This window comes from Pseudomonas sp. MG-9, from assembly GCF_018729515.1.
Lineage (GTDB): Bacteria > Pseudomonadota > Gammaproteobacteria > Pseudomonadales > Pseudomonadaceae > Aquipseudomonas > Aquipseudomonas serboccidentalis.
Map to the genome: position 1 here is coordinate 618,575 of NZ_JAHHZH010000003.1, position 24,430 is coordinate 643,004.

The following is a 24,430-nucleotide window of genomic DNA, read 5'->3' on the forward strand; positions in this document are numbered from 1 at the left end:
TGATGTCTGTGAAAGACGCGGGCAAATTTGGTCGGGTCACATGTTGCATCTTCATACCCAGCGCAAACGACGGAATAACCACCATTGACCGAAGGCCATGGTCAGCACCGTCAGACAGGCGATGAGGAAGCCATAAGGGCTGCTCGAGAACGGAATTCCGCCCACGTTGATACCCAACAGACCGGTAAGAAAACTCATCGGCAAAAAGATGCAGGTGATGATGCCGAAGCGGTACATCGTGCGATTCATGCGCACGTTCAAACGCCGGTCTTCGGCCTCCAGCACAAGCCCCATGCGCTCTCGGGTCAATTCGAGCTCTTCGAGATAGCGGGTCAGGCTGTTGTTCAATTCGTTCCAGTAGTCGGCGTCATCATCGACAAACCACGGCAGTTTTATTCGCGTCAGCTGTCCGAAAATATCCCGCTGCGGCGCGAGAAAACGCTTCAGTCCGGCAGCCCTGCGACGGATGTGCAAAATCGAGCCATGCTCTGGGGTATACCGTTCGTCGGCATCCAGTTTTTCTTCCTCTTCATCGACCAGTTCCGACAGGCACGTGACCAGATCCTGCACCTTGTTGGTGAGGAATTGCGCCAGATAAAGGATCAGTTCAGAGGAGGTTTTCGGGCCCTTGCCCTCGCTCAGCAGCGCCAGCAGTTCATCGGTGGCGCGCAGCGGGCGCAGACGCAAGGAGATGACGCGCTGGGCAGAGGCGAAAATCCGCACCGAGACCATGTCTTCCGGCTCGGCACCGGGGTTGAGATTGACCCCACGCAGAAACAGCAGCAGCTCGGCATCCGGCAACGGCAACAGGCGCGGCCGGGTGTTTTCTTCCAGCAGCAGGTCGCAGGTGAATTCATTCAGACCGCTGGATTTGCGCAGCCAGGTCTGGGTTTGCGGATGGCTGCGATCCCAATGCAGCCACAGGCTCTCGTGGGCCTGCAGCTGCAGATCGTCGAGCTCAGTCCGGGCAATCGAACGCGCACCGCCTTTACCGTCCAGTACCAGGGCATGCACCAGCCCCCACTGCGCGTTTTCTTCCTCGAACATCCGCATCCCTTTGTCGAAAACTTATTCAGGCATCTTCAGCGGACTCGGCGAAACGATCACGCCGTTGTTGTCCGCATAAATGTATTGGCCCGGGTGGAACGTCACACCGGCGAAGGTCACCGCCACGTTGAGGTCACCGATGCCGCGCTTTTCGGTTTTCATCGGATGGCTGGCCAGCGCCTGGACGCCAAGATCGGTCTGGGCAATGACATCGACGTCACGGATGCAACCGTAGATGACCATCCCTTCCCAGCCGTTTTTCGCGGCTTTCTCGGCGATCATGTCACCGAGCAGTGCGCGACGCAGCGAACCGCCGCCATCGACCACCAGCACCTTGCCGTTACCCTTGAGTTCGGCCTGCTCTTTGACCAGCGAGTTGTCTTCGAAGCATTTGATGGTCACGATTTCGCCGCCGAAGGAATCACGGCCACCGAAATTGCTGAACATCGGTTCCAGCACCTGCACCAGCTCCGGATAGGCGTCGCACAGGTCAGGCGTGAGGTAATGGTTCATCGAAAAACTCCTGTAACAAGGAAGACGATCAAGGATGTCGCACTCTTTTGAAACGAGTCCCGGCGGTCGCTGTTTACCTTAGTTCATGCAATGTTCGCTGAACGAACCTGAACAAACGCTGAAACGTAATAGCTAAACAGCCACCCAATATGACCAGAATTGCACAATGCGTCATATCTTAGCCGCAAGCCGATCCGAACGAAATGCCCTTTTCAGAGCCTTCGGCTCAAACCGCCGCAGCCAGATCCGGTTTCTCGCCCAACAGCGGTGCGTGCTGATCCTGCAGCCAGCGCGCCACCAGCGGCCAGACTTCGGCTTGCGCGGCCTTGCTCACCAGCATCTCGACATGCCCGAAGTTGTCACTGAAGCCCTGTTCGCGCCCCAGATTGACGAATTGCTTGTGCCCGGAACCGATCTGCTCGAACAGCTTGCGACAGGCCCAGGCCGGATCCTGATGATCCCCCGCTGCCGTCACCGCCAGCACCGGCACCTGAACCTCGGCAAGTCCGGCCCACCAATCCTTGTCCTTGTCGCCAAAGCGGCCGAACAAGCCGTACCAGCGCATGCTTTCCAGCGCCAGACCGATCGGCTCGTCTTCCGGGCCGCGCCTGAGGCGTGAGCCGGACAATTGCGCGAAACGCTTGAGAATGAAGCGCCCGCTCCACTCCACCGGCGGAATCTTCAGCGGCCAGTAAGTGCGGCTGACCTGCGTACCGAAAAACGCCGCCGATGCCACCGCCGGCTCGCCGAGATACTCGCCGCCCAGCGCTGCCGCCAGGGTGATGCCGCCCAGCGAATGGCCGATCCAGTGCGGCACCTGCCCGCTCTGCTCGCGCACGAACGCGGCAATCGCCGGCAGATCGTAACGGGCGTAGTCGGCCACACGATTGCGCCGGTAGTCCTCGTTGCGCTGCGACAGGCCGTGGCCGCGCATCTCCGGGATCCACACATCGAAGCCCAGACGCGCGAGGTAGGCGCCCAGCCCCAGGCCTTTCGGGGAAAACCAGAAGCGTCGGTTGGAAAAACTGCCGTGCAGCAAAATCACCGGCACGCCACGGGTCGCCGGTTCATCGGCCATGCCCAGACGGGTCACGGCGATTTCCACGGACCAGTCGGGACTGTTGCCGGGTTTCAATCGATAGACGTCTTCGCTCAGATCACCGCGTCGTTCGGCGCTGATCAGGGCGACAGGAAACAGGTTGCTGCTGCTTTGCATAATGCTCTTGCACAAAAAAGGGCGGCATCTACAGGAGCCCGCCCTACTGGAATCTCAAAGCCCCGCCCCATGCGGGAGCGAGCCTGCTCGCGAAAGCGCTGTATCAGCCAACATCCCTGCGGATGTCGCTCCGTCTTCGCGAGCAGGCCCGCTCCCGCAGGGGAGGCGGCCCGTTCACATACTTATCAAGCCTGTGCCTGGCCTTCCGCCAGGAAGAACCAGGTTTCCAGCACGGAATCCGGGTTCAGCGACACGCTTTCGATGCCCTGCTCCATCAGCCACTTGGCCAGATCCGGGTGGTCCGAAGGGCCCTGACCGCAGATGCCGATGTACTTGCCGGCCTTGTTGCACGCGGCAATCGCGTTCGCCAGCAGCTTCTTGACCGCCGGATTACGCTCATCGAACAGGTGCGCGATGATCCCGGAGTCACGGTCCAGGCCCAGGGTCAACTGGGTCAGGTCGTTGGAACCGATCGAGAAGCCGTCGAAGAATTCGAGGAATTCTTCAGCGAGAATCGCGTTGGATGGCAGTTCGCACATCATGATCACGCGCAGGCCGTTGTCGCCACGGGCCAGGCCGTTTTCGGCGAGCAGATCGACCACCTGGCTGGCTTCGCCGAGGGTACGGACGAACGGCACCATGATTTCGACGTTGGTCAGGCCCATCTCGTTGCGCACGCGCTTCAGTGCGCGGCACTCGAGCTCGAAGCAGTCACGGAACGATTCGCTGATGTAACGCGACGCACCACGGAAGCCCAGCATCGGGTTTTCTTCTTCCGGCTCGTACAGCTTGCCGCCGATCAGGTTGGCGTATTCGTTGGACTTGAAGTCCGACAGACGCACGATGACCTTCTTCGGCCAGAACGCTGCAGCGAGGGTGCTGATGCCTTCCACCAGTTTTTCGACGTAGAAGCCGACCGGATCGTCGTAACCGGCGATGCGCTTGTCGACGCTGTCCTTGATTTCCTGCGGCAGGCCGTCGTAGTTCAGCAGTGCCTTGGGGTGCACGCCGATCATGCGGTTGATGATGAACTCCAGACGGGCCAGGCCCACACCGGCGTTCGGCAGTTGCGCGAAGTCGAACGCGCGGTCCGGGTTGCCGACGTTCATCATGATCTTGAACGGCAGCTCCGGCATGGCGTCCACGGAGTTCTTCTTGACGTCGAAGCCCAGCTCGCCTTCGAAGATGTAACCGGTGTCGCCTTCGGCGCAGGACACGGTCACGCCCTGACCATCTTTGAGCAGTTGAGTGGCGTTGCCGCAACCCACAACCGCCGGAATCCCCAGTTCACGGGCGATGATCGCCGCGTGGCAGGTACGACCGCCACGGTTGGTGACGATGGCACTGGCGCGCTTCATCACCGGTTCCCAGTCCGGGTCGGTCATGTCGGAGACCAGCACGTCGCCTGGCTGGACTTTGTCCATCTCGGACACGTCTTTGATGATGCGTACCTTGCCGGCGCCGATGCGCTGGCCGATGGCGCGACCTTCCACCAGCACGGTGCCGGTTTCTTTCAGCAGGTAACGCTCCATGACGTTGGCCTGGGTGCGGCTCTTCACGGTTTCCGGACGGGCCTGCACGATGTACAGCTTGCCGTCGTCACCGTCCTTGGCCCACTCGATGTCCATCGGGCAGCCATAGTGCTTCTCGATGATCATCGCCTGCTTGGCCAGCTCGCTGACTTCGGCGTCGGTCAGGCAGAAGCGCGCGCGTTCAGCCTTGTCGACATCGACGGTTTTCACGGAACGACCGGCCTTGGCCTCGTCGCCGTAGATCATCTTGATCGCTTTACTGCCCAGGTTGCGCCGCAGGATCGCCGGACGACCGGCCTCCAGGGTGCCCTTGTGCACGTAGAATTCGTCCGGGTTGACCGCGCCTTGTACGACGGTTTCGCCCAGACCGTAGGCGCCGGTGATGAACACCACGTCACGGAAACCGGATTCGGTATCGAGGGTGAACATTACGCCGGCGGTGCCGGTTTCCGAACGCACCATGCGCTGCACGCCAGCCGACAGTGCGACCAGTTTGTGGTCGAAACCCTGGTGCACGCGGTAGGAAATCGCACGGTCGTTGAACAGCGAGGCGAACACCTCTTTGGCGGCGCGGATAACGTTTTCCACACCACGGATGTTCAGGAAGGTTTCCTGCTGGCCGGCAAACGATGCGTCCGGCAAGTCTTCGGCGGTTGCCGAGGAACGCACGGCCACGGCCACGTCAGGGTTACCGGCCGACAGCGCGGCGAACGCGGTGCGGATCTCGGCATTCAGTTTTTCAGGGAATTCGGCTTCCATGATCCATTGACGAATCTGCGCGCCGGTCTTGGCCAGCGCATTGACGTCATCGACGTCCAGGGCGTCGAGAGCCTTGTGGATCTGGTCGTTGAGGCCGCTCAGTTCGAGAAAGTCGCGATAGGCCTGCGCGGTGGTGGCAAAGCCGCCGGGGACCGACACACCGGCACCTGCCAGGTTGCTGATCATCTCGCCCAGGGATGCGTTCTTGCCCCCCACATGCTCAACATCGTGTTTGCCGAGCTTATCGAGGGAAACTACGTACTCTACCAAGGTGATCTCTCCACTAACTGTGTTGGAAAAGCTCAGAAACCGGCAGCTCGGGGGAGCGTTGGCCGGTTGTATGGCCTGGACCTGGAAAATAAGTGAGAATGCGGGCCAATGGCGGCCGGCAAATCGCGCCTATCATATCCAAGAATGCTTATAAGTGTCCTGTGTTGCATAGGTATGCCGATGTGGCGAGTGACTGTTGTTGCCAGACAAGGCGCCGCGACAAGTCATAGCTGGCTATGGCGAGGAGCGGCAACGTAGTATGGCGACAACAGGCGCCGCCACATCGGCATGCATATGCAACGCAGGACACTCACTTAAGGCCCAAGGTGCAAATGAAACGATCTGCTTTCTTTATCTCCGATGGCACCGGCATTACCGCCGAAACCCTGGGTCAAAGCCTTCTGGCGCAGTTCGAAAACATTACCTTCACCAAGCTCACGCGGCCGTACATCGACAACGCGGACAAAGCGCGGGCCATGGTACAACAAATCAACAAAGCCGCTGAAACCGACGGCTTGCGTCCGATTATCTTCGACACCATCGTCAATCAGGACATTCGTGAGATTCTCGCAACGTCCAATGGTTTCATGATCGACATTTTCTCGACCTTCCTGGCCCCGCTCGAACAGGAACTGACCGAGCATTCTTCCTACACCGTCGGCAAGTCGCATTCGATCGGGCACAACTCCAATTACATGGAGCGCATCGAGGCCGTGAACTTCGCCCTCGACAACGACGACGGCGCGCGCACCCACTATTACGACAAGGCCGACCTGATACTAGTGGGCGTGTCGCGTTGTGGTAAGACGCCGACGTGTCTGTACATGGCGATGCAATTCGGCATCCGCGCGGCCAACTACCCGCTGACCGAAGAAGACATGGAACGCCTGACCCTGCCGACCGCCCTGCGCGCCCATCAGCACAAGCTGTTCGGCCTGACCATCGACCCGGACCGCCTCACCGCGATCCGTAACGAGCGCAAGCCCAACAGCCGCTATTCGAGTTACGCCCAGTGCGAGTTCGAAGTGCGCGAAGTGGAAAACCTGTTCCGCCGCGAGAACATCCCGCACATCAACTCCACGCATTTTTCGGTAGAAGAGATTTCGGCGAAGATTCTGGTGGAGAAAGGCGTGGAGCGGCGTTTCAAGTAGCTTCCGGATATCTGCAACACCGCTATCGCGAGCAGGCTCACTCCTACAATTTGAAATGCATTCCCCTGTAGGAGCGAGCCTGCTCGCGAAGAACGATCACACGGTCTCGGTCAATGCCCGCGCCAGCGCTTCAAACCCGCCCAGCAACAACCGGTCATCCCCCACCGAATTGCACACACTCGCCCGAATGAACTGTGGCACCGCCGCATGCCCGACCGCAAAGGCCTCGGCGGTGGCGACCAGATAGTTGTTTTCTTTCAGCTCCGCAGCAATTTGCGACGCGCGCCACAGCTCCGGCACTTCGATCCAGAAGTGCGGACTGTGGACGTGCGTCCGGTACGTCAGGTCTTTCAGCGTCGCGCTGACCAACGCCTTGCGCCGGCCAATTTCACTGATTTGCTCGTTGAGCAGTTGTGTGGCAATGCCACTTTCGATCCAGCGGCACGCCACCTCCATTGCCAACGGATTGGCCATCCAGCACGTCCCGCGAATGGCTGAACTCAAGCGCCCGAGCAATGCGTGCGGCGCATGCAGATAACCGACACGCAGTCCGGCTGAAACCGCTTTGCTCAAACTCCCGATCAGCACCGACCGCTCCGCAGCAAACGCGCTCAGGGGCAACGGCCGCTGACTATCCAGCAGCGCATGTGCCTCGTCCTCGAAAATCAGCAGATTGTATTGCCGGCAGATTTCGGCAATGGCTTCGCGGCGCGGGACCGACATCACCGCCGCGGTAGGATTCTGCAGGGTTGGCGTGCAGTACAACGCAGACACCCGATGCTGTCGGCAGACGTCCTCCAGCGCCGCTGGCAACAAGCCTTCGGCATCCATGGCGACACCGATAAGCTTGATCCCGAGTTGGCGTGCGACGCTGATCAAACCCGGGTAGGAAAGATGCTCGGTGACCACGGTGTCACCGGCCTTGAGCAAGCCCATCAAGGCGCACAGCAGCGCGTGCTGACCACCGTTGACGCACAACACCTGATCGGCATCCACCTGAAATGCCCCATGGCTCAGCCAGTAAGCACCCGCCTGCCGATGCCGGGGCAAACCGCTTTCGGCGGTGTAGCCCGTCAGCTGCTGCAGGCTCTGCGAATCGTTAGCCAGCGTCTGCAGCGTCAGGCTCATGAACGCGCTTTCCTGCCCGGGAATCGGCTGATTCCGACTCATGTCGAAACAGGCACGCGGCTCATCGCTGACATTGCGAAAGCCCTTGTCCCGCGACCGCTCCATCCCGCGCTGACGCACGAAAGTGCCGTCTCCTACGCGCGCGACGACCAAACCGACCCGCTCCAATTCGCCATAGGCTCGACTGATGGTGCCGATGGTCACCCCCAGGCTGTCGGCCAACAGCCGGTGCGGCGGCAGCTTCGCTCCGGCGCCAATCACGCCTTCGGCAATGGCTTTTTCCACCGCATCCGCCAGTCGCTTGTACTTCACGCCGACGCCATTGGCGAGGCCGTCACGCAGGATTGACACCATGGCAATACTTACTTTGACAGTCATTGTCGCCCCGAATAGCGTGCTGAAAACAGGTTCAATCAGGGATAGCCCTTTTCACCCACGAGGTCAATTCCTCTGCTGCGGAGCACAAAGCATGTCGACTGCCATCAGCGCACCGTTGAACGCCAGCAAGCCCTGGCTTGCCGGATTACTCACCTGCACGCTGTTTCTGATTGTCTGCCTGAGCTGGGGCACCACGTGGCTGGGGATCAAGATTGCCGTGGAAAGCATTCCGCCGCTGACCGCCGCGGGCCTGCGCTTTCTGATTGCCTTTCCGCTGTTCCTGAGCTTCGCCGTGCTGCGCAAGGAGCCGCTGCTGTTCCCACGCCAGAGCCGCTGGTTTTTCGTGTTCGTCACGCTGTCGTATTTCAGCCTGCCGTACTACCTGCTCAACTACGGCGAACTGCATGTGTCGTCAGGGCTGACAGCGCTGCTGTTCAGCTGCATGCCGGTGTTCATCCTGATGTTTTCCGCGCTGTTTCTGCGCGAGAAAATCTACCTCTCTCAGATGCTCGGCATCGTCATCGGTTTCGCCAGTCTGTTCATGATCATTCGCAGCCAGGGCCTGCATCTGGACCAGGCGGAATGGCTCGGGGTGCTGGCGATTCTGGGTGCGGCGATCATGCACGCGCTGTGCTACGTGGTGACCAAGAAACACGGCAGCGCGATCAGTGTGATCACCTACAACACCCTGCCGATCGGCATTGCCGGACTGATGTTATTTATTGTCGGATTGAATCTAGAAACACCGGTCTTCAAGGACGTCACCGCGCGGTCCTGGGGCGCACTGTTCTACCTCGGACTGGTGGCATCGGTCGGCGGCTTCATCGTTTACTTTTTACTGCTCAAACGCCTGAGCCCGATCATTCTGTCGTTCGTGTTTATCATTTTCCCGGTGTTCGCCGTGATCATCGGCGCCTGGTACGAGGGGCAAACCTTGTCCCGGGAACTGATGATCTATTCGGCGATTTTGTTGAGCGGTTTTGCGATCACCAAATTGCCCATCGAAAAATGGCGCAAACCATCCGTGTAGGCGCTGCCGCAGGCTGCGATCTTTTGATGTTGATCTCAAAAATCAAAAGATCGCAGCCTGCGGCAGCTCCTACAGGGTTTGGCGTCAAATGACGAACAGGTCGATGAGGCGATTTACGGGAGTAGATTCAAGCCGCGCCTGATCCTTGCACAACGTGAAGATCTGGTTGCTGCGCTGGCCAGTGAAACGCGTCGCCAGGTTGGCCTTGAACTTGTCTTCCAGTAACGGAATGCCTTCGGCACGACGGCGACGGTGGCCGATCGGGTATTCGACCACCACGTTTTCGGTGCTGGAACCGTCCTTGAAAAACACCTGCACGGCATTGGCAATCGAGCGCTTGTCGGCCTCGAGGTATTCGCGGGTAAAACGCGGCTCCTCGACAATGACCATTTTCTCGCGCAGCACATCAATGATCGGGTGCGCGGCGTGGAAATCGTCCTCGTACTGCTCGGCCACCAAGTTGCCGAACACCAGTGGCACCGCCGTCATGTACTGAATGCAATGGTCGCGGTCGGCAGCGTTGGCCAGCGGCCCGACCTTGGAAATGATGCGAATCGCCGACTCGTGGGTGGTGATGACGATGCGGTCGATGTCATGCAGCCGATTGCGCACCAGCGGGTGCAATGTGACCGCCGCCTCGCAGGCGGTTTGCGCGTGGAATTCGGCGGGAAAACTGATCTTGAACAGCACGTTTTCCATCACGTAACTGCCGTAGGGCCGCGAGAAGCTGAAGGCGCGTTTGTTCTCAGGCTTGAGCGCCAGATCGTTATTGGTGTGGCTGAACGACACGTCATAGAACCCCCACTGTTTGGCCGTCAGTACCCCGGGAATGCCCATCTCGCCGCGCAAGGCGATGTCGGCCAGACGCACACCGCGACTGGTCGCATCCCCCGCCGCCCAGGATTTGCGCGACCCGGCGTTCGGCGCGTGGCGATAGGTGCGCAGCGCCTGACCATCGGCAAACGCATGGGACAGCGCCGACAACAGTTGCTCGCGATTGGCGCCCATCAGCTTCGCGGTGACCGCAGTCGAAGCGACTTTCACCAGCAGGACGTGATCGAGGCCGACGCGGTTGAAAGAGTTTTCCAGGGCAATCACACCTTGAATCTCGTGGGCCATGATCATCGCTTCGAGCACGTCGCGCACCGTCAGCGGTGCTTCACCGCTGGCGATGTGTTTCTGCGACAGGTGATCGGCTACCGCGAGAATTGCGCCGAGGTTGTCCGACGGATGCCCCCACTCGGCGGCGAGCCAGGTGTCGTTGTAATCGAGCCAGCGCACGATGCAGCCGATGTCCCACGCGGCTTTCACCGGGTCGAGGCGATACGACGTGCCGGGCACCCGCGCGCCGAACGGCACGACGGTGCCTTCGACGAGCGGGCCAAGGTGTTTGGTGCATTCGGGAAAACGCAGCGCCAGCAGGCCACAGCCGAGGGTGTCCATCAGGCAGTTGCGGGCAGTGTCGAGGGCTTCGGCAGATTCGATTTTGAAGGTGAGGACGTAATCGGCGATGTCCTGCAGGACACGGTCGTAGTCGGGGCGGTTGTTCAGGTCGACGTTGGCGCTCATGTTCGATTCACTCTTGCAGTGTTCGTTGATGGGACCTCGGTTCAGGCTGGCGATTTTTTATTATTGAATGCACTCCCTGTAGGAGCTGCCGAAGGCTGCGATCTTTTGATCCTGATCTTCAAAAACAAAATCAAAAGATCGCAGCCTTCGGCAGCTCCTACAGGGGGATCTCGGGTTGCACTGATCCAGCGTGGGAGCGGGCTTGCTCGGTGTTGGGTCAGAAGGCGTCGCCGGGGATGCGGACGTAGCCTTCCATGAGCACCCGCGCACTGCGGCTCATGATGGCTTTCTTCACCACCCATTCACCGTTTTCCAGACTGGCTTCGGCACCGACGCGCAAGGTCCCGGACGGATGGCCGAAGCGCACGGCATTGCGTTCAACGCCACCCGCTGCGAGATTCACCAGCGTCCCGGAAATCGCCGCCGCCGTGCCAATCGCCACCGCCGCCGTGCCCATCATCGCGTGGTGCAACTTGCCCATCGACAGTGCACGCACCAGCAGGTCGACGTCACTGGCCGCAATCGCCTTGCCGCTGGACGCGACGTAGTCCGCAGGCTTGGCGACGAACGCGACTTTCGGCGTGTGCTGACGCTTGGCCGCGTCATCCAGATTCGAGATCAGGCCCATGCGCAGCGCACCGTAGGCGCGGATGGTTTCGAACATCTGCAGCGCTTTCGGATCGCTGTTGATCGCACTTTGCAGCTCGGTACCGGTGTAGCCGATGTCTTCGGCGTTGACGAAAATCGTCGGGATCCCGGCATTGATCATGGTCGCCTGGAACGTGCCGACACCCGGCACCTCAAGCTGATCGATCAGGTTGCCGGTGGGGAACATCGAGCCACCGCCGCCCTCTTCTTCCGCCGCCGGGTCCATGAATTCGACTCGCACTTCAGCCGCCGGAAAGGTCACGCCGTCGAGTTCGAAGTCGCCGGTTTCCTGCACTTCGCCGTTGGTGATCGGCACGTGGGCGATGATGGTCTTGCCAATGTTGGCTTGCCACACGCGCACCACCGCCACGCCGTTGTACGGAATGCGGCTGGCATCGACCAGACCATTGCTGATGGCGAACGAACCCACCGCTGCCGAGAGGTTGCCGCAGTTGCCGCTCCAGTCCACGAACGGCTTGTCGATGGACACCTGACCAAATAGGTAATCGACGTCGTGATCGGTCTTGATGCTTTTCGACAGGATCACGGTTTTGCTGGTGCTGGAGGTGGCGCCGCCCATGCCGTCGATCTGTTTGTCGTACGGGTCGGGGCTGCCGATCACCCGCAGTAGCAAGGCATCGCGGGCCGGGCCGGGAACCTGCGCGACTTCGGGCAAATCCTGCAGGCTGAAAAACACACCTTTGCTGGTGCCGCCGCGCATGTAGGTGGCGGGAATTTTAATCTGTGGTGCGTGAGCCATGATGCTCCTTACCGAAGGCACGGGGCCTGAAACCCCATGCCCACATCAGTTGATTTAAACGGCAACCGCCGCCTCTTCGAGGAAGTCCTGGGCGAAGCGCTGCAACACGCCGCCGGCCTCGTAGATCGACACTTCTTCAGCGGTATCGAGACGGCAGGTCACCGGCACCTCGAGACGCTCGCCGTTCTTGCGATGGATCACCAGCGTCAGGTCGGCGCGTGGTGTGCGGGCGCCGATCACGTCGTAGGTTTCGCTGCCGTCGATGGCCAGGGTGTGGCGGTCGGTGCCCGGTTTGAATTCCAGTGGCAACACGCCCATGCCCACCAGGTTGGTGCGGTGGATGCGCTCGAACCCTTCGGCGACGATCGCTTCGACACCCGCCAGACGCACGCCCTTGGCTGCCCAGTCGCGGGACGACCCCTGACCGTAGTCGGCGCCGGCGATGATGATCAGCGGCTGCTTGCGCTCCATGTAGGTTTCGATGGCTTCCCACATGCGCATGACCTTGCCTTCCGGCTCGACCCGGGCCAGCGAGCCCTGCTTGACCTTGCCGTTTTCCTGAACCATTTCGTTGAACAGTTTCGGGTTGGCGAAGGTCGCGCGCTGCGCGGTCAGGTGATCGCCACGGTGCGTGGCGTACGAGTTGAAGTCCTCTTCCGGCAGGCCCATTTTCGCCAGGTATTCGCCGGCGGCGCTGTCGAGCATGATCGCGTTCGAGGGCGACAGGTGATCGGTGGTGATGTTGTCCGGCAGCACCGCCAGCGGGCGCATGCCCTTGAGCGGACGCGCCCCGGCCAGCGCGCCTTCCCAGTACGGCGGACGGCGGATGTAGGTGCTCATCTCGCGCCAGTCGTACAGCGGCGTGACTTTCGGGCCGGTGTCTTCGTGGACGGCGAACATCGGAATGTAGACCTGACGGAACTGCTCCGGCTTGACCGACGACTTCACCACCGCGTCGATTTCTTCATCGCTCGGCCAGATGTCTTTCAGGCGGATTTCCTTGCCGTCGACCACACCCAGCACATCCTTCTCGATGTCGAAACGGATGGTGCCGGCAATGGCGTACGCGACCACCAATGGCGGCGAGGCGAGGAACGCCTGCTTGGCGTACGGGTGAATGCGGCCGTCGAAGTTGCGGTTGCCCGAGAGCACGGCGGTCGCGTACAGATCACGGTCGATAATCTCTTGCTGGATCACCGGATCCAGCGCGCCGGACATGCCGTTGCAGGTGGTGCAGGCGAACGCGACGACGCCAAAACCGAGCTGCTCCAGCTCAGTGGTCAGCCCCGCTTCGTCGAGGTACAGCGCGACGGTTTTCGAGCCCGGCGCCAGCGAGGATTTGACCCACGGTTTGCGCGTCAAGCCGAGCTTGTTGGCGTTGCGCGCCAACAGGCCGGCGGCGATCACGTTGCGCGGGTTGCTGGTGTTGGTGCAACTGGTGATGGCGGCGATGATCACTGCGCCGTCAGGCATTTGCCCCGGCACGTCATCCCACTGCCCGGAGATGCCTTTGGCCGCCAGGTCCGACACCGCCACGCGGGCGTGCGGGTTGCTCGGGCCGGCCATGTTACGCACCACCGACGACAGGTCGAACGTCAGGCCGCGCTCGTATTGCGCGCCTTTCAGGCTGTCGGCCCACAGACCGTTGAGCTTGGCGTACTGCTCGACAAGCTGCACTTGCTGGTCTTCGCGACCGGTGAGTTTGAGGTAGTCGATAGTCTGCTGGTCGATGTAGAACATCGCCGCCGTGGCGCCGTATTCCGGGGCCATGTTGGAGATGGTCGCACGGTCGCCGAGGGTCAGCGCGGCCGCGCCCTCGCCGAAGAACTCCAGCCACGCGCCGACGACTTTCTGTTTGCGCAGGTATTCGGTCAGCGCCAGCACCATGTCGGTGGCGGTGATGCCCGGTTGCAGCTTGCCGGTCAGCTCGACGCCAACGCTTTCCGGCAGGCGCATCCACGAGGCACGGCCGAGCATCACGCTCTCGGCTTCGAGACCACCGACGCCGATGGCGATCACACCCAGCGCATCGACGTGCGGGGTGTGGCTGTCGGTGCCGACGCAAGTGTCAGGGAACGCCACGCCGTCGCGCACCTGGATCACCGGAGACATTTTCTCCAGGTTGATCTGGTGCATGATGCCGTTGCCCGGTGGGATCACGTCGACGTTCTTGAAGGCCTTTTTGGTCCAGTTGATGAAGTGGAAACGGTCTTCGTTGCGACGGTCTTCGATGGCGCGGTTCTTCTCGAACGCCTGCTTGTCGAAACCGCCCGCTTCCACCGCCAGCGAGTGGTCGACGATCAGTTGCGTCGGCACCACCGGGTTGACCTGTGCCGGGTCGCCGCCCTGCTGGGCGATCGCGTCACGCAGGCCGGCGAGGTCGACCAGTGCGGTCTGGCCGAGAATGTCGTGGCACACCACACGGGCCGGGAACCACGGGAAGTCGAGGTCGCGTTTGCGCTCGATCAGTTGTTTCAGCGAATCGGTGAGCGTGGCCGGGTCACAGCGACGCACGAGGTTTTCCGCCAGCACGCGGGAGGTGTACGGCAGGGTGTCGTAGCTGCCGGGCTGAATCGCCTCGACCGCCGCACGGACGTCGAAGTAATCCAGGGAACTGCCGGGCAGGTTTTTGCGGAATTCTGTGTTCATCGGGTCAGGACTCGGGTCACGGTGGTTGCAAAGGGTGGGGTCAGACACCGACCTCGAAAATCACCCCTCCCCTGTAGGAGCTGCCGAAGGCTGCGATCTTTTGATTTTTGTTTTTAAGATCAAGATCAAAAGATCGCAGCCTTCGGCAGCTCCTACAGGGATTTGCGGTGTTTTCCAGGATCGGGTCAGCCCACCATTTCAGCGACGTTCGATTGGCACGAACTTGCGCTGTTCAACGCCGATGTACTCGGCGCTTGGACGGATGATGCGGTTGTTGGCGCGCTGTTCGAACACGTGCGCGGCCCAGCCGGTCAGGCGCGAGCAGACGAAGATCGGAGTGAACAGCTTGGTCGGGATGCCCATGAAGTGGTAGGCCGAGGCATGGTAGAAGTCGGCATTAGGGAACAGTTTCTTCTGCTCCCACATGGTCTTGTCGATGGCCTCGGAGACCGGGAACAACACCGTGTCTCCGACTTCGTCAGCGAGTTTTTTCGACCAGCCCTTGATCACCTCGTTACGCGGATCGCTGTCCTTATAGATCGCGTGGCCGAAGCCCATGATCTTGTCCTTGCGCTCGAGCATGCCGAGGGTGCCTTTGATCGCCTCTTCCGGCGATGAGAAGCGCTCGATCATTTCCATCGCCGCTTCGTTGGCGCCGCCGTGTAATGGGCCACGCAGCGAACCGATGGCCGCCGTGACGCAGGAATACAGGTCGGACAGGGTCGAAGCACATACCCGAGCGGTGAAGGTCGAGGCGTTGAATTCGTGCTCGGCGTAAAGAATCAGCGACACGTTCATCACTTTGACGTGCAGTTCGCTCGGCTTCTTGTCATGCAGCAGGTGCAGGAAGTGGCCGCCGATGGTGGGCTCGTCGCTGACGCAATTGATGCGTTTGCCGTCGTGGCTGAAGCGATACCAGTAGCACATGATCGCCGGGAACGCGGCGAGCAGACGGTCGGTCTTGTCGCGTTGTTCGGAGAAGTCTTTCTCCGGCTCGATGTTGCCAAGGAACGAGCAACCGGTGCGCATCACGTCCATCGGGTGAGCGTCAGCGGGAATGCGTTCGAGCACTTCCTTCAGCGCTGGCGGCAGATCACGCAGCTTGCTCAGCTTGCCTTGGTATTCGTCGAGTTGCGCTTTCGTTGGCAGCTCGCCGTACAGCAGCAGGTAAGCCACTTCTTCAAATTGCGCATCGGCTGCCAGTTCACGCACGTCATAGCCGCGATAGGTCAGCCCGGCACCGGCCTGGCCCACGGTGGACAGTGCGGTTTGCCCGGCAACCTGGCCCCGGAGCCCGGCGCCACTGAGTACTTTTGCTTCGGCCATTGCTGTCTCCAATCTTGAATTTGTTAGGGAATCTGCAATTACGGTGTTGTTGGCAAAAGATCGCAGCCTTCGGCAGCTCCTACATCGACCGCGTTCCTGTAGGAGCTGTCGAGTGAAACGAGGCTGCGATCTTTTGATCTTCGCCTTTATTTTTTAGCGGCAAACAACGCATCGAGCTTCTGCTCGAACGTGTGGTAGTCGATGCGATCGTAAAGCTCCATGCGAGTCTGCATGGTGTCGATGACATTCTGCTGCGTGCCGTCGCGGCGGATCGCGGTGTAGACGTTTTCCGCCGCCTTGTTCATCGCGCGGAACGCCGACAGCGGGTACAGCACCAGCGACACATCCGCTCCCGCAAGCTGCTCGGTGGTGTACAGCGGCGTCGAGCCGAACTCGGTGATGTTGGCGAGGATCGGCGCCTTCACGCGGTTGGCGAACAACTTGTACATCTCAAGCTCGGTGATGGCTTCCGGGAAGATCATGTCGGCGCCGGCCTCGATGCACGCGGCGGCGCGATCCAGGGCCGATTCCAGACCTTCGACGGCCAGCGCGTCGGTGCGCGCCATGATCACGAAACTGTCGTCGGTACGGGCATCGACGGCAGCCTTGATGCGGTCGACCATTTCCTGCTGGCTGACGATTTCCTTGTTCGGACGGTGACCGCAACGCTTGGCGCCGACCTGGTCTTCGATGTGGATCGCCGCCGCGCCGAACTTGATCATCGACTTCACGGTGCGCGCCACGTTGAACGCCGACGAACCGAAGCCGGTGTCGACGTCCACCAGCAGCGGCAGGTCGCAGACGTCGGTGATGCGGCGCACGTCGGTCAGCACGTCATCCAGGCCGGTGATGCCCAGGTCCGGCACGCCGAGGGAGCCTGCGGCCACCCCGCCACCGGACAGGTAGATCGCCTTGAAACCGGCGCGCTTGGCCAGCAGCGCGTGGTTGGCGTTGATCGCGCCGACCACCTGCAATGGATGCTCGCTGGCGACCGCATCGCGGAAACGCTGGCCTGGAGTGTTCTGCTTGGAACTCATGACTCACCTCGTTCAGTGGCTGTCTTATTGTCGGCGCCGTCCTGGTAGTGACGGGCGATGTTGCGTTTCGAGGCGCCGATGTGGCGGCGCATCAACAATTCCGCGAGTTCACCGTCACGGTCGGCGATGGCATCGAGAATCCGGTGGTGTTCGGCAAAGGCCTGGCGTGGCCGGTTGGGCGTGGTGGAAAACTGGATGCGGTACATGCGCACCAGTTGGTACAGCTCGCCGCAGAGCATCTGGGTCAGGGTGCGGTTACCGCTGCCCTGGATGATCCGGTAATGAAAGTCGAAATCGCCTTCCTGCTGGTAGTAGCCGACGCCGGCCTGAAACGCTGCGTCGCGCTCATGGGTTTCCAGCACTCGACGCAGTTCGTCGATTTCTTCGAGGCTCATGCGTTCGGCCGCCAGACGGCAAGCCATGCCTTCGAGGGATTCACGGATTTCGTAGAGTTCGAGCAGCTCGGCGTGGCTGAGTGACACCACCCGCGCGCCGACATGCGGTACGCGCACCAGCAGGCGCTGGCCTTCGAGCCGATGAATGGCCTCGCGCAGCGGTCCGCGACTGATGCCGTAGGTGCGTGCCAGCTCGGGCTCGGAGATCTTGCTGCCCGGGGCGATCTCGCCTTTGACGATGGCCGCCTGAATGCGCCGGAAGACGTTTTCCGAGAGCGTCTCGGAATCGTCGCCGCTGATGACCGGGGGATCGAGTTGATCCAGCATATTGTCGACACCTTTAAATCCAATGCGGCAAAAACTAGCCAATTCACCCGCATCAGTCAAAGGATAAATAGGTATTGTCGACAATCGTCTAATAACCGGAAAAGATCGCAGCCTGCGGCAGCTCCTACAGAGTGCACATGAATCCAATGCAGGAGTTGCCGCAGGCTGCGATCTTTTGAGCTTTTATAGACCGGCGTGAGCGCTGGCGCCATAAAACCACCGTGCTAGAATGCCGCCCGCATTTGCTGGCCATTTGCACGGCTTGTCATAAAAAGCTGATAGGCACACGAAGGCGCTTGCGCAAGTTTTGCCAGGAACCTGAACCGAGAACGGAACGCTGCGCACCAGGATTTATGAGACTCAAGCCCTTCCCCACATTTTTCGCTCTGTTTTGCCTGCCCGGCCTGGCTGCCGCGGGGGAAAAAACCGTGTACGGCCTCAACGAATATGCATCGCTTGATGGCATCAATCTGCAAGTCGCGGCCAAACTCGACACGGGCGCCAAAACCGCCTCGCTGAGTGCCCGCGACATCAAACGCTTCAAACGTAACGGCGAGTCGTGGGTGCGCTTTTATCTGGCGATCGACGCCGCGCACTCGCACCCGATCGAACGGCCACTGGCCCGGGTCAGCAAGATCAAACGCCGCGCCGGCGACTACGACCCGGAAGAAGGCAAGAAGTACACGGCCCGCCCGGTGATCGAGCTGGACATCTGCATGGGTTCGGCGTTACGCAGCATCGAAGTGAACCTGACCGACCGTAGTGCGTTCCAATACCCGCTTTTGATCGGCTCCGAAGCCCTGAAACGCTTCGACGCGCTGGTCGACCCCAGTCTTAAATACGCTGCAGGCAAACCCGCCTGCACCATCGCCGCTCATACCGCCGAGTAATTTCCATGCGTTCTCTAACCTTCCACCTGAAAATCCTGATCACCATTCTGGTGCTCCTGGGCGTTTCGGTTACGGCCTATCAGATTTTCGTGCTCGGCATCCCGGTGACCGAAGACGCCACCGACGACCTGTGGAACATCGACGCCAAAGTCGAGTTCGTCGCCAGCACCAAGGATCCGGTGAAGATCCAGATGTTCGTGCCGCCCCTGAGCCGCGACTACGTCAGCCTCAACGAAAGCTTCATCTCCAATAACTACGGTGTGGCGGTCAACCGCGTCGACGGCAACCGCAAGGTCACCTGGTCGGCGCGCCGGGCCAAGGGCAACCAGACCCTTTATTACCGTCTGGTGCTGACCAAGCGTTACACCGCGGAAAAAACCAAGATCAAAGGTCCGACCTTCCGCGACAGCATCGCCATCGAAGGCCCGGAAAAAATCGCCGCCGAAGCCCTGCTCGCACCGATCCGCCAGCACTCGGCCGATGTCGAGACCTTCATTGGCGAGGCGATCAAACGCGTCAACAACGTCAACGACGACAACGTCAAACTGCTGCTGGCCGGCGACCCGTCGACGCCGCACAAGGCGAAGATCGTCGAACTGCTGCTGTCCATCGCCCACGTACCGGTGGAAAAGGTCCACACCATCCGCCTCGTCGCCGATCAGCCGCAAACCCCGGAACTGTGGCTGCGCAGCTTCAACGGCAACGACTGGCTGTACTTCAACCCGGAAACCGGTGAACAAGGCCTGCCGACCGACCGCCTGCTGTGGTGGACCGGTGATGAAAACCTGATCACCGTCGACGGCGGCAAGAAAGCCAACGTGACCTTCAGCCTGAACAACAGCGAGATGAACGCGATTCGTCTGGCCAAGCTGACCGACGAAAACACCGACGCCAACTTCCTCGAATACTCGCTGTACGGCTTGCCGCTGCAGACTCAGCAGACGTTCATGATCATGGTGATGATCCCGATCGGCGTGCTGGTGATCCTGATCCTGCGCAACCTGGTCGGCCTGCAGACCCTCGGCACGTTCACCCCGGTACTGATCGCCCTGGCCTTCCGCGAAACCCAGCTGGGCTTCGGCATCCTGCTGTTTACCGTGATCACCGCGCTGGGCCTGTCATTACGCTCGTATCTGGAACACCTGAAGCTGCAAATGCTGCCGCGCCTCTCGGTGGTGCTGACGTTCGTGGTGGTGCTGATCGCGGCGATCAGCCTGTTCAGTCACAAGCTTGGTCTGGAGCGCGGCTTGTCGGTGGCGCTGTTCCCGATGGTGATTCTGACCATGACCATCGAACGCCTGTCGATCACCTGGGAAGAACGTGGCGCCAGCCATGCGCTGAAAGTGGCGATCGGCACGCTGTTCGCCGCCTCGCTGGCGCACTTGATCATGACCGTGCCGGAACTGGTGTACTTCGTGTTCACCTTCCCGGCGATCCTGCTGATCATGGTCGGTTTCATGCTGGCAATGGGTCGTTATCGCGGCTACCGCCTGACCGAGCTGGTGCGCTTCAAGGCTTTCCTGAAGAAGGCTGACGCCTGATGTTCGGTTTCTGGAAGACCTGGAAGGCCCTGGAAGCCCGGGGCATCATGGGCATCAATCGGCGGAACGCCGACTACGTGCTCAAGTACAACAAGCGCAGCCTGTACCCGATCGTCGATGACAAGATCATCACCAAGGAGCGCGCGATCGCCGCCGGTATTCATGTGCCGGAGCTGTATGGCGTGATTTCCACGGAGAAGGAAATCGACAAGCTCGACGCGATCATCGGTGGGCATAACGATTTCGTGATCAAACCGGCCCAGGGCGCTGGCGGTGACGGCATCATCGTGATCGCCGACCGCTTCGAAGGCCGCTATCGCACGGTGTCGGGCAAGATCCTCGCCCATGAAGAGCTGGAGCACCACATCTCCAGCATCCTCACCGGCCTGTACTCGCTGGGCGGTCACCGCGACCGCGCGCTGATCGAATACCGGGTGACCCCGGACCAGATCTTCAAGAGCATCAGCTACGAAGGCGTGCCGGACATCCGCATCATCGTGCTGATGGGTTACCCGGTGATGGCCATGCTGCGCTTGCCGACCCGCCAGTCCGGCGGCAAGGCCAACCTGCACCAGGGCGCCATCGGCGTCGGTGTCGACCTCGCCACCGGCCTGACCCTGCGCGGCACCTGGCTGAACAACATCATCAACAAACACCCCGATACCACCAACGCGGTGGACGGCGTGCAACTGCCCTACTGGGACGGTTTCATGAAACTCGCCGCTGGCTGCTACGAGCTGTGCGGGCTGGGTTATATCGGTGTGGACATGGTGCTGGACCAGGAGAAAGGCCCGCTGATTCTGGAGTTGAATGCACGGCCGGGGCTGAATATCCAGATTGCCAACGATTGCGGGCTGACTCAGCGCACGCACGCGGTCGAGGCGCATCTGGAAGACCTGAAGGCGCGTGGGGTGACGGAGTCGGTTGAGGAGCGGGTGGCGTTTACCCAGGAGATGTTTGGGCATATTCCGGCGGTCGAGGGCTGATCCGGAACTGCATCGCGGCCATCGCGAGCAGGCTCACTCCTACAGGGGAACGCGTTCCAAATTGTAGGAGTGAGCCTGCTCGCGATAGCGGACTTACCGCCACCACAAGACTCAACCCAGCCCCCAATCTGCTCATCCCCGACATCCCCTCTAGGAGCAACTCCCGCAGAGGACTACAATCCCCACCCCGCCTCAATGGCCGATCTGCCCCGCCCATGTTGACCTGTTCCGTACACCCGCTGCCCTACCGCGCCAACCCCGCCGACTACTTTGCGGCCATCCGCCATGCGCCCGGTGCCGTGCTGCTCGACAGCGGCCGGCCGAGTGCCGACCGTGGCCGTTATGACCTGCTCAGCGCCTGGCCGCTGGAGCATCTGGCGGTGTTGCCCGACGAAAGCGGCAGCGTTTTCCTGCAACGTCTGCGCAATAATCTGACCCGCCTGGGCGAAGCGCAACTGCCTGCGGAATATGACCTGCCCTTCGCCGGCGGCCTGATCGGCTATCTGAGCTACGACTTCGGCCGGCATCTGGAAACCCTGCCGAGCCAGGCCCGGGACGATCTGCAACTGCCCGATGCGCGATTCGGCCTGTATGACTGGGCGCTGATCAGCGATCACCAGACCGCCACCAGCCAATTGGTGTTTCATCCATCGATGGCCGACAGCGAGCGGCAACGGCTGATCGCTCTGTTCAGCCAACCGTCCGCGGCGACGCTGACGCCGTTCAAGCTGAACACGCCGATGACCGCCGACCTCTCGGCCGATGACTATCGCCAGGCGCTGGAACGCATTCATCAATACATCCAGGCCGGCGACTGCTATCAGGTCAACTTCGCCCAGCGGTTCCGCGCACCGTGTCAGGGCGATCCGTGGCTGGCCTATTGCGCGTTGCGCGCAGCCTGCCCGACGCCGTTTTCCGGCTTCCAGAGCCTGCCCGACGGCGGCGCGGTGTTGAGTTTGTCGCCGGAGCGTTTCGTCAAAGTCAGCGAGCGCCAAGTGGAAACCCGCCCGATCAAAGGCACCCGCCCCCGTGGTCTGACGCCTGCCGAAGACGCGGCCAACGCTGCCGAACTGCTGGCCAGCCCCAAGGATCGCGCGGAAAACCTGATGATCGTCGACCTGCTGCGCAACGACCTCGGCCGCACCTGCCGCATCGGCTCGGTGCGGGTGCCGGAGTTGTTCAGTCTGGAAAGCTACCCTAACGTGCATCACCTGGTCAGCAGCGTGACCGGTGAACTGGCGGATGACCGCGACGCCCTGGACCTGATCGCCGGCAGCTTCCCCGGCGGCTCGATCACCGGCGCGCCGAAGATTCGCGCGATGCAGATCATCGACGAGCTGGAGCCGACCCGGCGCGGTTTGTATTGCGGCTCGTTGCTGTACCTGGACGTACGCGGCGAGATGGACAGCTCCATCGCCATTCGCAGTCTGCTGGTCAAGGATGGGCAGGTGTGTTGCTGGGGCGGTGGCGGGATCGTGGCCGACTCGGACTGGCAGGCGGAGTATCAGGAGTCGATTACCAAGGTCAAAGTCCTGCTCGACACCCTGCAAAACCTCTAGACCACCACAATCCTGTGTAGGCGCTGCCGAAGGCTGCGATCTTTTGATCTTGATCTTAAAAAACCAGATCAAAAGATCGCAGCCTTCGGCAGCTCCTACAGGGATTGGGTTTACAGGCTCAGGTCACGGTTCGAGGCCTTGATGAATTCCTGCTTCAACTCGGCAAACGTGTGCACCGCCGGGAACTGCGGGAACTCACGGATCACATTCTCCGGCGCATGGAACAGAATCCCCGCATCCGCCTCGCCCAGCATGCTCGTGTCGTTATACGAATCCCCCGCCGCAATCACCCGGTAGTACAGGCTCTTGAACGACAGGACCGACTGACGCTTGGGATCTTTCTGACGCAACTGATAGCTGGTCACCCGCCCGCTGTCGTCAGTGATCAGGCGATGGCAGAGCAAGGTCGGGAAGCCCAGTTGCCGCATCAGCGGCTGGGAGAACTCGTAGAAGGTGTCCGAGAGAATCACCACCTGGAAGCGTTCGCGCAGCCAGTCGACAAACTCCACTGCGCCGTCCAGCGGCTTGAGCGTAGCGATCACTTCCTGAATGTCCGAGAGCTTCAGGCCGTGCTCGTCGAGGATGCGCAGACGCTGCTTCATCAGCACGTCGTAATCGGGAATGTCCCGGGTGGTGGCCTTGAGGGAGTCGATTCCGGTTTTTTCGGCGAAGGCGATCCAGATTTCCGGTACCAGTACCCCTTCAAGATCCAGGCAAGCAATTTCCACAAGACACTCCCGTTTGTATTGATTATTGAGTCGAGCGAGCCCGAACTCTAGCGACTCCCCCGCAACGGCGCAACGCAGCGGGCACCCCGTACCCCGCCGCTTTTTGTTAACATCGCCGCCATATAGAGCGCCCAGCGCCACTGACCTGTAGGAAGCCGCCCTGATGAGCCCAACGTTCGATGTCGTGGAACTCGCCACGACCTATGCCAACAAATCCGCGCAGGACATCCTGAAGCTCGCGTTTGCCGAGTTCGGCGATGAGCTGTGGATATCTTTCAGCGGCGCCGAGGATGTGGTGCTGGTGGACATGGCCTGGAAGCTGAACAAGAACGTCAAGGTGTTCAGCCTCGATACTGGCCGGCTGCACCCGGAGACCTATCGTTTCATCGAGCAAGTGCGCGAGCACTACAAGATCGATATCGAAATCGTCTCGCCGGACTACACGAAACTGGAACCGTTCGTGAAGGAAAAAGGCCTGTTCAGTTTCTACAAGGACGGCCATGGCGAATGCTGCGGCATCCGCAAGATCGAACCGCTGCGCCGCAAATTGTCTGGCGTCAAAGCCTGGGCCACCGGCCAGCGCCGCGACCAGAGCCCGGGCACCCGCAGCGCCGTCGCGGTGCTGGAAATCGACACCGCGTTCTCCACCCCGGAACGCACCCTGTACAAGTTCAACCCGCTGGCGCAGATGACCAGCGAAGAGATCTGGGGCTACATCCGCATGCTTGAGCTGCCATACAACAGCCTGCATGAACGCGGTTTCATCAGCATCGGCTGCGAACCGTGCACCCGCCCGGTCCTGCCGAACCAGCACGAGCGCGAAGGCCGCTGGTGGTGGGAAGAAGCGACGCAGAAAGAATGTGGGTTGCATGCGGGGAATATCATCAGCAAGGCGTGAATTCCTGCCCCAACGATGTCCCTCTGTAGGAGTGAGCCTGCTCGCGATAGCGGTGTGTCAGTCCAGGCATTTCTCGGCTGACACACCGCTATC

The 24,430-nt window shown here is 60.8% G+C and carries 19 protein-coding genes; 7 read left to right on the top strand and 12 right to left on the bottom strand.

Annotation, left to right across the window (positions count from 1 at the left end):
• Positions 1 to 51: 51 nt before the first annotated feature.
• From cmaX to ppsA, 4 genes are all read right to left on the bottom strand, one after another.
• Positions 52 to 1,047 carry a divalent cation transporter CmaX gene (gene cmaX / locus KKQ10_RS10865; protein ID WP_127652018.1) on the bottom strand — a complete coding sequence of 332 codons (996 nt, stop codon included), beginning with the start codon at positions 1,045 to 1,047 and terminating at the stop codon, positions 52 to 54.
• 21 nt (positions 1,048 to 1,068) lie between these two features.
• Positions 1,069 to 1,560 (bottom strand): ribonuclease E activity regulator RraA, encoded by a 492-nt coding sequence (gene rraA / locus KKQ10_RS10870; RefSeq protein WP_215501079.1) that lies wholly within the window; start codon positions 1,558 to 1,560, stop codon positions 1,069 to 1,071.
• A 226-nt stretch (positions 1,561 to 1,786) separates the two neighbouring features.
• Positions 1,787 to 2,776 (bottom strand): alpha/beta fold hydrolase, encoded by a 990-nt coding sequence (locus tag KKQ10_RS10875; protein WP_127652016.1) that lies wholly within the window; start codon positions 2,774 to 2,776, stop codon positions 1,787 to 1,789.
• A gap of 185 nt (positions 2,777 to 2,961) precedes the next feature.
• Positions 2,962 to 5,337, bottom strand: a complete 2,376-nt coding sequence (gene ppsA, locus KKQ10_RS10880; protein ID WP_215501080.1) for a phosphoenolpyruvate synthase — start codon at positions 5,335 to 5,337, stop codon at positions 2,962 to 2,964.
• 332 nt (positions 5,338 to 5,669) lie between these two features.
• Between ppsA and ppsR the strand changes: the two genes are divergently transcribed.
• Entirely contained in the window at positions 5,670 to 6,488 is an 819-nt protein-coding gene (gene ppsR, locus KKQ10_RS10885) for a posphoenolpyruvate synthetase regulatory kinase/phosphorylase PpsR (RefSeq protein WP_127652014.1), read from the top strand.
• Positions 6,489 to 6,584: 96 nt separating this feature from the next.
• Here the strand turns inward: ppsR and KKQ10_RS10890 are convergent, their stop codons facing one another.
• Positions 6,585 to 7,994, bottom strand: a complete 1,410-nt coding sequence (locus KKQ10_RS10890; protein ID WP_215501081.1) for an aminotransferase-like domain-containing protein — start codon at positions 7,992 to 7,994, stop codon at positions 6,585 to 6,587.
• Between the two features lie 91 nt (positions 7,995 to 8,085).
• Here KKQ10_RS10890 and KKQ10_RS10895 point away from each other — a divergent pair, with 91 nt between their 5' ends.
• On the top strand, positions 8,086 to 9,024 hold the full coding sequence (locus KKQ10_RS10895; protein ID WP_215501082.1) for a DMT family transporter: 939 nt from the start codon (positions 8,086 to 8,088) through the stop codon (positions 9,022 to 9,024).
• A gap of 84 nt (positions 9,025 to 9,108) precedes the next feature.
• Here KKQ10_RS10895 and prpD read toward each other — a convergent pair whose 3' ends face one another.
• The 6 genes from prpD to KKQ10_RS10925 all read right to left on the bottom strand — a co-directional run bounded on the left by prpD (position 9,109) and on the right by KKQ10_RS10925 (position 17,732).
• Entirely contained in the window at positions 9,109 to 10,593 is a 1,485-nt protein-coding gene (prpD, locus tag KKQ10_RS10900) for a 2-methylcitrate dehydratase (RefSeq protein ID WP_215501083.1), read from the bottom strand.
• 217 nt (positions 10,594 to 10,810) lie between these two features.
• A complete protein-coding gene (gene prpF, locus KKQ10_RS10905; RefSeq protein WP_215501084.1) occupies positions 10,811 to 12,001 on the bottom strand; it encodes a 2-methylaconitate cis-trans isomerase PrpF in 1,191 nt (396 codons plus the stop codon).
• A gap of 54 nt (positions 12,002 to 12,055) precedes the next feature.
• Positions 12,056 to 14,650, bottom strand: coding sequence for a Fe/S-dependent 2-methylisocitrate dehydratase AcnD (gene acnD, locus KKQ10_RS10910; protein WP_127652009.1), 2,595 nt, complete (start codon positions 14,648 to 14,650; stop codon positions 12,056 to 12,058).
• 198 nt (positions 14,651 to 14,848) lie between these two features.
• On the bottom strand, positions 14,849 to 15,976 hold the full coding sequence (gene prpC / locus KKQ10_RS10915; RefSeq protein ID WP_127652008.1) for a bifunctional 2-methylcitrate synthase/citrate synthase: 1,128 nt from the start codon (positions 15,974 to 15,976) through the stop codon (positions 14,849 to 14,851).
• A gap of 146 nt (positions 15,977 to 16,122) precedes the next feature.
• The gene (gene prpB, locus KKQ10_RS10920; RefSeq protein ID WP_083366502.1) at positions 16,123 to 17,013 is read right to left on the bottom strand and encodes a methylisocitrate lyase; all 891 of its coding nucleotides are present in this window, start codon (positions 17,011 to 17,013) and stop codon (positions 16,123 to 16,125) included.
• A complete protein-coding gene (locus KKQ10_RS10925; protein ID WP_178081327.1) occupies positions 17,010 to 17,732 on the bottom strand; it encodes a GntR family transcriptional regulator in 723 nt (240 codons plus the stop codon). The genes prpB and KKQ10_RS10925 overlap by 4 nt, the downstream gene beginning before the upstream one ends.
• A 356-nt stretch (positions 17,733 to 18,088) precedes the next feature.
• Here KKQ10_RS10925 and rloA point away from each other — a divergent pair, with 356 nt between their 5' ends.
• The 4 genes from rloA (at position 18,089) to pabB (ending at position 22,711) form a co-directional block, all read left to right on the top strand.
• The gene (gene rloA / locus KKQ10_RS10930) at positions 18,089 to 18,625 is read left to right on the top strand and encodes a retropepsin-like aspartic peptidase RloA (protein WP_102357837.1); all 537 of its coding nucleotides are present in this window, start codon (positions 18,089 to 18,091) and stop codon (positions 18,623 to 18,625) included.
• 5 nt (positions 18,626 to 18,630) lie between these two features.
• Positions 18,631 to 20,166: an osmotic stress tolerance membrane protein RloB gene (gene rloB / locus KKQ10_RS10935; RefSeq protein WP_215501085.1), complete on the top strand. Its 1,536-nt coding sequence runs from the start codon at positions 18,631 to 18,633 to the stop codon at positions 20,164 to 20,166.
• Positions 20,166 to 21,152, top strand: coding sequence for an alpha-L-glutamate ligase-like protein (locus KKQ10_RS10940; protein ID WP_098967945.1), 987 nt, complete (start codon positions 20,166 to 20,168; stop codon positions 21,150 to 21,152). Before rloB ends, KKQ10_RS10940 begins: the two co-directional genes overlap by 1 nt.
• Before the next feature lie 215 nt (positions 21,153 to 21,367).
• Entirely contained in the window at positions 21,368 to 22,711 is a 1,344-nt protein-coding gene (gene pabB / locus KKQ10_RS10945; protein ID WP_215501086.1) for an aminodeoxychorismate synthase component I, read from the top strand.
• Between the two features lie 110 nt (positions 22,712 to 22,821).
• Here pabB and thrH read toward each other — a convergent pair whose 3' ends face one another.
• Positions 22,822 to 23,439, bottom strand: a complete 618-nt coding sequence (gene thrH, locus KKQ10_RS10950; protein ID WP_127652004.1) for a bifunctional phosphoserine phosphatase/homoserine phosphotransferase ThrH — start codon at positions 23,437 to 23,439, stop codon at positions 22,822 to 22,824.
• 163 nt (positions 23,440 to 23,602) lie between these two features.
• On the opposite strand from thrH, the gene KKQ10_RS10955 reads away from it, so the two are divergent.
• On the top strand, positions 23,603 to 24,337 hold the full coding sequence (locus KKQ10_RS10955) for a phosphoadenylyl-sulfate reductase (protein ID WP_127652003.1): 735 nt from the start codon (positions 23,603 to 23,605) through the stop codon (positions 24,335 to 24,337).
• Positions 24,338 to 24,430 lie beyond the last annotated feature (93 nt).

Excerpts from the sequence above, each read along its gene's own strand:
- KKQ10_RS10940 (WP_098967945.1), top strand. The coding sequence starts at position 20,166 with ATGTTCGGTTTCTGGAAGACCTGGAAGGCCCTGGAAGCCCGGGGCATC.
- rloB (WP_215501085.1), top strand. The coding sequence starts at position 18,631 with ATGCGTTCTCTAACCTTCCACCTGAAAATCCTGATCACCATTCTGGTG.
- rraA (WP_215501079.1), bottom strand. The coding sequence starts at position 1,560 with ATGAACCATTACCTCACGCCTGACCTGTGCGACGCCTATCCGGAGCTG.
- prpD (WP_215501083.1), bottom strand. The coding sequence starts at position 10,593 with ATGAGCGCCAACGTCGACCTGAACAACCGCCCCGACTACGACCGTGTC.
- acnD (WP_127652009.1), bottom strand. The coding sequence starts at position 14,650 with ATGAACACAGAATTCCGCAAAAACCTGCCCGGCAGTTCCCTGGATTAC.
- KKQ10_RS10895 (WP_215501082.1), top strand. The coding sequence starts at position 8,086 with ATGTCGACTGCCATCAGCGCACCGTTGAACGCCAGCAAGCCCTGGCTT.
- cmaX (WP_127652018.1), bottom strand. The coding sequence starts at position 1,047 with ATGTTCGAGGAAGAAAACGCGCAGTGGGGGCTGGTGCATGCCCTGGTA.
- prpC (WP_127652008.1), bottom strand. The coding sequence starts at position 15,976 with ATGGCCGAAGCAAAAGTACTCAGTGGCGCCGGGCTCCGGGGCCAGGTT.
- rloA (WP_102357837.1), top strand. The coding sequence starts at position 18,089 with ATGAGACTCAAGCCCTTCCCCACATTTTTCGCTCTGTTTTGCCTGCCC.
- ppsR (WP_127652014.1), top strand. The coding sequence starts at position 5,670 with ATGAAACGATCTGCTTTCTTTATCTCCGATGGCACCGGCATTACCGCC.
- prpB (WP_083366502.1), bottom strand. The coding sequence starts at position 17,013 with ATGAGTTCCAAGCAGAACACTCCAGGCCAGCGTTTCCGCGATGCGGTC.
- prpF (WP_215501084.1), bottom strand. The coding sequence starts at position 12,001 with ATGGCTCACGCACCACAGATTAAAATTCCCGCCACCTACATGCGCGGC.
- KKQ10_RS10875 (WP_127652016.1), bottom strand. The coding sequence starts at position 2,776 with ATGCAAAGCAGCAGCAACCTGTTTCCTGTCGCCCTGATCAGCGCCGAA.
- KKQ10_RS10955 (WP_127652003.1), top strand. The coding sequence starts at position 23,603 with ATGAGCCCAACGTTCGATGTCGTGGAACTCGCCACGACCTATGCCAAC.
- pabB (WP_215501086.1), top strand. The coding sequence starts at position 21,368 with ATGTTGACCTGTTCCGTACACCCGCTGCCCTACCGCGCCAACCCCGCC.
- KKQ10_RS10890 (WP_215501081.1), bottom strand. The coding sequence starts at position 7,994 with ATGACTGTCAAAGTAAGTATTGCCATGGTGTCAATCCTGCGTGACGGC.